At 29.6% G+C, this 6,257-nt stretch carries 9 protein-coding genes; 4 read left to right on the top strand and 5 right to left on the bottom strand.

Going from position 1 to position 6,257, the window contains the following annotated elements; all coding sequences use genetic code 11:
* Positions 1-133: 133 nt before the first annotated feature.
* Genes ACTG3S_RS05575 through ACTG3S_RS05585 form a run of 3 tightly spaced genes read left to right on the top strand, consistent with a single transcriptional unit; the run spans position 134 to position 2,377 of the window.
* Complete coding sequence (locus ACTG3S_RS05575) at positions 134-694, top strand: DNA-3-methyladenine glycosylase I (protein WP_439128378.1); 561 nt, start codon at positions 134-136, stop codon at positions 692-694.
* On the top strand, positions 691-1,455 hold the full coding sequence (locus ACTG3S_RS05580; protein ID WP_439128379.1) for a hypothetical protein: 765 nt from the start codon (positions 691-693) through the stop codon (positions 1,453-1,455). The genes ACTG3S_RS05575 and ACTG3S_RS05580 overlap by 4 nt, the downstream gene beginning before the upstream one ends.
* Position 1,456: 1 nt before the next feature.
* Positions 1,457-2,377, top strand: coding sequence for an ion channel (locus ACTG3S_RS05585; protein ID WP_439128380.1), 921 nt, complete (start codon positions 1,457-1,459; stop codon positions 2,375-2,377).
* Here the strand turns inward: ACTG3S_RS05585 and ACTG3S_RS05590 are convergent.
* On the bottom strand, positions 2,374-2,580 hold the full coding sequence (locus tag ACTG3S_RS05590; RefSeq protein WP_439128381.1) for a hypothetical protein: 207 nt from the start codon (positions 2,578-2,580) through the stop codon (positions 2,374-2,376). The two genes, ACTG3S_RS05585 and ACTG3S_RS05590, sit on opposite strands and share 4 nt — an antisense overlap.
* A 145-nt stretch (positions 2,581-2,725) precedes the next feature.
* Here ACTG3S_RS05590 and ACTG3S_RS05595 point away from each other — a divergent pair, with 145 nt between their 5' ends.
* The gene (locus ACTG3S_RS05595; protein ID WP_439128382.1) at positions 2,726-3,112 is read left to right on the top strand and encodes a hypothetical protein; all 387 of its coding nucleotides are present in this window, start codon (positions 2,726-2,728) and stop codon (positions 3,110-3,112) included.
* 3 nt (positions 3,113-3,115) lie between these two features.
* Here ACTG3S_RS05595 and ACTG3S_RS05600 read toward each other — a convergent pair whose 3' ends face one another.
* The 4 genes from ACTG3S_RS05600 to ACTG3S_RS05615 all read right to left on the bottom strand — a co-directional run.
* Positions 3,116-3,577, bottom strand: coding sequence for a DMP19 family protein (locus ACTG3S_RS05600; RefSeq protein ID WP_439128383.1), 462 nt, complete (start codon positions 3,575-3,577; stop codon positions 3,116-3,118).
* Positions 3,577-3,981, bottom strand: coding sequence for a DUF4174 domain-containing protein (locus tag ACTG3S_RS05605; protein ID WP_439128384.1), 405 nt, complete (start codon positions 3,979-3,981; stop codon positions 3,577-3,579). The genes ACTG3S_RS05600 and ACTG3S_RS05605 overlap by 1 nt, the downstream gene beginning before the upstream one ends.
* Before the next feature lie 55 nt (positions 3,982-4,036).
* Positions 4,037-5,854: a Xaa-Pro dipeptidyl-peptidase gene (locus tag ACTG3S_RS05610; protein ID WP_439128385.1), complete on the bottom strand. Its 1,818-nt coding sequence runs from the start codon at positions 5,852-5,854 to the stop codon at positions 4,037-4,039.
* Between the two features lie 9 nt (positions 5,855-5,863).
* On the bottom strand, positions 5,864-6,257 hold a 394-nt coding region (locus ACTG3S_RS05615), incomplete at its 5' end, for a CocE/NonD family hydrolase C-terminal non-catalytic domain-containing protein (protein WP_439128386.1).

Raw genomic sequence — 6,257 nt, forward strand, 5'->3', positions numbered from 1 at the left:
TACTGCTGTTTTTATTAAAGAATGGAATAAAAATATTAGAATCATGCTAGAAGAAGCTGGTTTTGTTGGAGATAACACATTCGAATATGTAAACGAAAGACAAACCCAAATAAAACCCATAAAACCAAACTAAATGAAAAATAGATGTTTTTGGGTTACAGATAGTCAATTATACAAAGATTATCATGATTATGAATGGGGGCAGCCTGTTTTTGATGATGCTACTTTGTTTGAGTTTTTGGTATTAGAAACTTTTCAGGCAGGTTTAAGTTGGATTACCATTTTAAATAAAAGAGAAAATTTTAGAAAGGCATTTGACAATTTCGATTATTATAAAATAGCAAAATACTCCGAAAGTAAATACCACTCTTTATTAGAAGATAAGGGTATTATTAGAAACAAATTAAAAATTAGAAGTGCCATTACCAATGCACAATCATTTATAGAAATTCAGAAAGAGTTTAGTTCTTTCTCTAAATTTATTTGGAGCTATGTAGATGGTAAGCCAATACTCAATAAGTTTCATAAAAAAGAAGATGTCCCTGCTACAACAGCGTTGTCAGATAAAATATCTAAAGACTTAAAAAAAAGAGGTTTTAAATTTGTAGGCTCTACAGTAGTTTATGCATATATGCAAGCTGTTGGTATGGTTAATGATCATACAACAGACTGTTTTAAATATCCAGTTGTATGAAAATAGCACAAGTTCCAGCACAAGATTTAAAAGCTATTTTTTATATTTTTAATAGAAGAATTGGCATTTTTATCATCTTTGTTTTTGTTCTTTTTTTTGACAGCGTGTATTTTGCTGAAAATGTTACAAACTCTCAGTTGCCTATAAATATTATTATGTTAACTGGTTTTATATTAATGTATTATAGAGCAAATATTAGAACAAGAGAGTTAATGATTTATGCAGTTATATTAGGCTTTGGAGGCGAATACCTATTTTCTAGAGCGCTAAATATGTATACTTACAGATTAGAAAACGTTCCTTTGTATGTGCCTTTTGGTCATGCTGCTTTATATGGTAGAATTTTTATGTTTAGCAAAGCACCTGTAGTTAGAAAACACCATAAAGCTGTAGAACAGTTGTTTGGCTTTGTTATAGCTGCTTTTGCAACAAGTTATTTATTACTTTTTAACGATGTTTTTGGTTTTGTAATGACAATCGGGGTGTTTTTACTTTTATGGAAAAGACCCAAAGACAGGTTATATTTTTTTTCTATGTATATATTAGTGGCTATTTTAGAAATTGGAGGGACTGCTTTTGGTGCTTGGAAATGGCCTGAAATTGGCTTTCAAGTTTTTGAGTTTTTACCGAGTAATAATCCACCAAGTGGAATTAGTCTTTTTTATTTTTTATTAGATGTAGGATGCTTTTTTATATACACACAAAGACATCAAATAGAGTGGAAACGTTTAAAAAAGATAAGAAGCTTTTACAATCTTTAATATGGCAAAAAAAATAAAAGATCCAGGTTTTGGTTACAGATCAAAACAAAACGCACAAGATATTATCAATATTGATGGCTCTAGCAATGTAAAACACATCAACAGAAACAAAAGTTTAGGAGATTTATATACTTATTTTGTAGATATTTCTTGGTTTCGTTTTTTCTTATTGATAATTGCTACATACACCACTTTAAATATTTTTTTCGGTTTGCTTTATGTAGCTGTTGGCATAGAGCATATTACAAATCCAAAAGCTACTTTTATAGAAGATTTTTTAAGTGGCTTTTTTTTTAGTGCACAAACCTTAACAACGGTTGGTTATGGCTTTCTAGCACCAAAAGGTATTATTACAAATTTTATTGCTGCTTTTGAGGCTATGATTGGCTTGCTTAGTTTTTCTTTTATTACAGGATTGTTATATGGTAGATTTTCTAAACCCAAAGCAAATGTAAAGTTTAGTCATAATTTAATTCTCAGAAAATTCAATAAGGAACGTGCAATTATGTTTCGTTTAATGAATAGAAGAAAAACTGTAATGATAGAGCCAGAAATTACGGTTACTTTTTCGATTACTCATAAAGATAAAAAAGGGGAGTTTAAAAGACAGTTTTACACCTTAGATTTAGAGCGAAAAAAAATTATGTATTTACCAACTATTTGGACGGTTGTACATCCTATTAATGAAAAAAGTCCTTTGTATAATTATACAGACCAAGAAATAGAAAAATTAGATGCTTTTTTGTATATTTTATTAAATTATCATGAGGAATCTTTTGCACAAAAGGTGTATCAAATATATTCGTATGATTTTGATAATTTAGAAACAAACGTAAAATATGGAGCTTCTTATAGTTTTGATGATGAGGGTTATACAGTGCTAAATCACGCAAAACTAAGTGAGGTAGAAAAGCTAGATTAATGACCTGTAAAAAAACGGATTGCCATAAATATTATTACAATTAATCCACCATAAATTAAAACCTTTTTACCTGCGTTTTTATAATATCTTTCATGGTTTTTAATGTCTTTTCTATAACTATAGACCATTAAAGCTATAAAAGCAATGATAAAAAAAATCATAAAAATAATTCTACCTGTTGTAAAAAATGCACTTAAAAACATATGGTTTATTCTTAATAAGTTCTTTATTAAATCCTTTCAAATATTATTTAAATTCTAAACACTTATACTATATTGTAGTTCAAAACTCTGAATAAAATAACATTACAAAATTACGAATAAATAACCTTTAATAATTACAATACAGATGAAAAATAAAATAAAAGCAGTACATGAATTTCATAAAGCTTTTGGTGCAGGTATAAAATATACACCCACTGCAAACATTGGTAAAGAAAGAAACTTGCTACGTTTTAATTTAATGAAAGAAGAAAATGAAGAATATTTAGAGGCAGCAGAAAACAACGATGTGGTAGAAGTAGCAGATGCTTTAGGAGACATGTTATACATACTTTGTGGCACAATTATAGAACATGGTATGCAAGATAAAATAGAAGAAGTTTTTAACGAAATTCAAAGAAGTAATATGAGTAAATTAGGGGAAGATGGTAAGCCAATTTACAGAGAAGATGGTAAAGTTTTAAAAGGACCTAATTACTTTAAGCCTAATATTTCTAAAATTTTAGAGGAATAAATATTAATCAAAAAAGGCAATATTATCTCGTACATAGTCTAAAGTAAGTGCAATAATATTGTCTTCATATTTATCAAACTCTCTGTCTAGATCGTCCCATAAATCGATGTTAGATTCTTTTTCCATTAAAATTTTTCTACGAAGATGTATATTTTTAGGAACAGGAATTTCTGGAAACAAAAAAATAGCTTTTGTTAAAATATCTACTGTTTTTTCTGCTTTTATGGCTAAATAAGCCTGAAAAATTTCGTGTGTAAATTGTCCTGAAGAATTAAAAAAGAACTGAATAAATCCACCTTCCGTAACATTACTCTCTAAAACATCTATATAAATAAAGTTTTTTTCGAACTCATTTAAGTTTTCAAAATTATCTTTTTCAGGAATTTTTTTACCAATAATTTCTCCAATTCTGGTAATTTTTTCTGAGTCGCTATTTAAAAGTAATGCAATTTCTGTAGAGGTCATTAATTTTTATTTTTCAATTCTCTTTTTCTCATGGGCATCCCATCAATAATTGTAAATAATTTTTCTGTTGATAAAAGTTGGGTTTGCTCTAATTTAATACCACCATCTAAACCAATTAACATAATTTTAAAATCTGATTTCTCATTTTTAAATTTTGTAGATTTTTTCCAGTTACCACTAAAATTATATTGATAAGAATTTTTAGTAAAACGGTAAACTACCAGTTTTCTTTCTAATAATTCTTTAGGATGTTCTTGTAACATTAAAACCTGATTTTTATAAAAATCACTTTGTACATCATTTGTAAAAACCAATAGCACTCTGTTTTTCCAAAGATGTTTTTTAATATTTTGTCCAAAAGAAACCATACTAAAAAGTAAAAAAAGAATCGTTATTTTTTTCATCATAAAGAAGAGGCTGTTTAAAAATATTTTCGAACAGCCTCTTTTAAAATTTTATTTATTCAGTTGCTTTATCAAAAGCACTTTTACCACCAACAATAGGTATGGTAATTTTTGTGCCAGCTAAATCTACAGTCAATTCAGTTCCAGGTTTTGGTAATAATGTATAATTATTATCACTAGAAAAAATCATCAAACCAATTTGTTGCCCTTTTTTTATAATTTGATCATCAGGTTGTAAATCAAATGTCATTTCGTAAAACTTACCAGGTTTTAATGGTTTGCTACTTGTTAATGATTTATAGTTTTGTAAATCTGCCCAACCACGTGTAATAATGTTGTCTGTAATTTTAGTTCTTCTACCAGAATTCCAAGGTAAAGAAACTAAGTAAACAGAAAGATTTACACCAGGTTTAGAACTAGCTGCTTTTATTTTAATTGTAGAAATCCCAGAAATATGAATATCCTCTTTTAATATAGGAGATACATATAATAATCTGTGATTTGTATAAGCTGCTTGTGCCAAAGCTTCAGCAGAAAAAGAATAATTATCTACCAAGGTTTCTTTTGTTTTCGAATTTGTTTTGTTTGTTGATAAACTTCCTGCTTCAGGTGCGTTTCCAGCTAAATAAAAAGTAACATTACTCGCATCTGGATTTGGATAATTTTTATAAGAAGTTGGCTCACTTCGTTTATCACTTTCTCTAACTATCCACGCTTTTGGGTCGTTTTCTACACCATTTTCAATACCAAATAAATAGCGTGTAAACCACCTGTTCATCATTTTTATTGGAGGTGGACCACCATGGCCATTTTGGTGATAATAAATTTGAGTGGGTAGCCCCATTTCTGATGCTTTTTTATAAATTCTGTAGCTATGTTCTGGCATTACATTCCAATCATTAAAACCATGAGACATCAACAGGGCAGCTTTCATCGGTTTCATATCGTTTAAATAATCTCTTCCTGCCCAAAAATCATTATAATCGCCAGTCTCTCTATCCATTCCATTAGCCATTTCTGTATCTCTTACAACTTTGTTGTTTCTGGCTCTGTTTTCTTCTTTTCCACTGTGGATAAAATCATACAACACATCAATGTCTTCACCCAAATAACCTCCGGGAGAACGCACCAAGCCATTAGATCTATAATAATGATAATAAGAAGTATTTGGCGCCACAGGTATAATTGCTTCTAAACCATCTACACCAGTTGTTGCAGCTGCCAAAGGAATGGTTCCATTGTAAGAAGTTCCTGTCATCCCTACTTTTCCAGTAGTCCAATATGCTTTTACTTCTTCATTTCCATTTCTTTCAGTGTATCCTTTTGCACGTCCATTTAACCAATCTATCACTGCTTTTGGGGCTAAAGACTCATTATCTCCACCAACTGTTGGAGATCCATCAGATAAACCTGTTCCTGGAGAAGAAGAGTGTACAACAATATAACCTCTAGGGACCCAAGTACTAATTTGAGAATTAGAAATGATAGGTCTTTTGCCTCTTCTTTTAACTTCTACGTGCGTTCTTGGTTTTGCTTTTTCGCCAATTTCGTGTTTCACTCCCCAAAATAAACCTTCTGAGTTTCCTGCTGTACCTGCATAATAGGGGCTAGATTCATAAACTACAGGTAGCTTTAAGCCATTTTCTGTTGCTTTTGGTCTGGTTACGTCTACATGAACTCTGTCTAACTTTCCATCTCCATCAGAATCAAAAGTAGTTTCTACCCATAAATCATGTCGAATCCAGTTTTTAGAATCTTTAAAAGCATCAACAATTTGTGCTTCTCCATTTTTAATAATTGGAGCTATTTTTTCTTGTGCTTTTAAAGAAAAAGCAACTAAAAAAAGAATTAAAATTTGAATATTTTTTTTCATAATATTTTATTATTTTAAAACAGAGAATTCAATAGAAGAATCTGTAAATACAGTATGTGTTTGAGTTTTAAAATCTTTTTCGCCTGCTTTGTAAATATTATCTACATACGTTTGCGGATTCAAATCGATCAAAGGAAACCAAGTACTTTGTACTTGAACTTGTAATTTATGTCCTTTTTTAAACGTATGAAAAACATCTTGTAACTTAATATCTACATCTGTTTTTTTATTCGGGATAAATGGCTCAGGATTTTCAAAACTATTTCTAAATCTACCTCGTAAAACCTCGCTTCTAACCATTAAATGGTAATTACTCATTTTTAAATGATCTTGTAATTTATCGTTTTCTTTATCATTTACTAATTCAGATGGATGTACATCTATTACTTTTACAATCCAATCA

This window comes from Polaribacter sp. (assembly GCF_965656025.1).
Lineage (GTDB): Bacteria > Bacteroidota > Bacteroidia > Flavobacteriales > Flavobacteriaceae > Polaribacter.

Coding starts and splice junctions, on each gene's coding strand:
- ACTG3S_RS05605 (WP_439128384.1), bottom strand. CDS start 3,981: ATGAAAAAAATAACGATTCTTTTTTTACTTTTTAGTATGGTTTCTTTT.
- ACTG3S_RS05610 (WP_439128385.1), bottom strand. CDS start 5,854: ATGAAAAAAAATATTCAAATTTTAATTCTTTTTTTAGTTGCTTTTTCT.
- ACTG3S_RS05590 (WP_439128381.1), bottom strand. CDS start 2,580: ATGTTTTTAAGTGCATTTTTTACAACAGGTAGAATTATTTTTATGATT.
- ACTG3S_RS05585 (WP_439128380.1), top strand. CDS start 1,457: ATGGCAAAAAAAATAAAAGATCCAGGTTTTGGTTACAGATCAAAACAA.
- ACTG3S_RS05600 (WP_439128383.1), bottom strand. CDS start 3,577: ATGACCTCTACAGAAATTGCATTACTTTTAAATAGCGACTCAGAAAAA.
- ACTG3S_RS05595 (WP_439128382.1), top strand. CDS start 2,726: ATGAAAAATAAAATAAAAGCAGTACATGAATTTCATAAAGCTTTTGGT.
- ACTG3S_RS05580 (WP_439128379.1), top strand. CDS start 691: ATGAAAATAGCACAAGTTCCAGCACAAGATTTAAAAGCTATTTTTTAT.
- ACTG3S_RS05575 (WP_439128378.1), top strand. CDS start 134: ATGAAAAATAGATGTTTTTGGGTTACAGATAGTCAATTATACAAAGAT.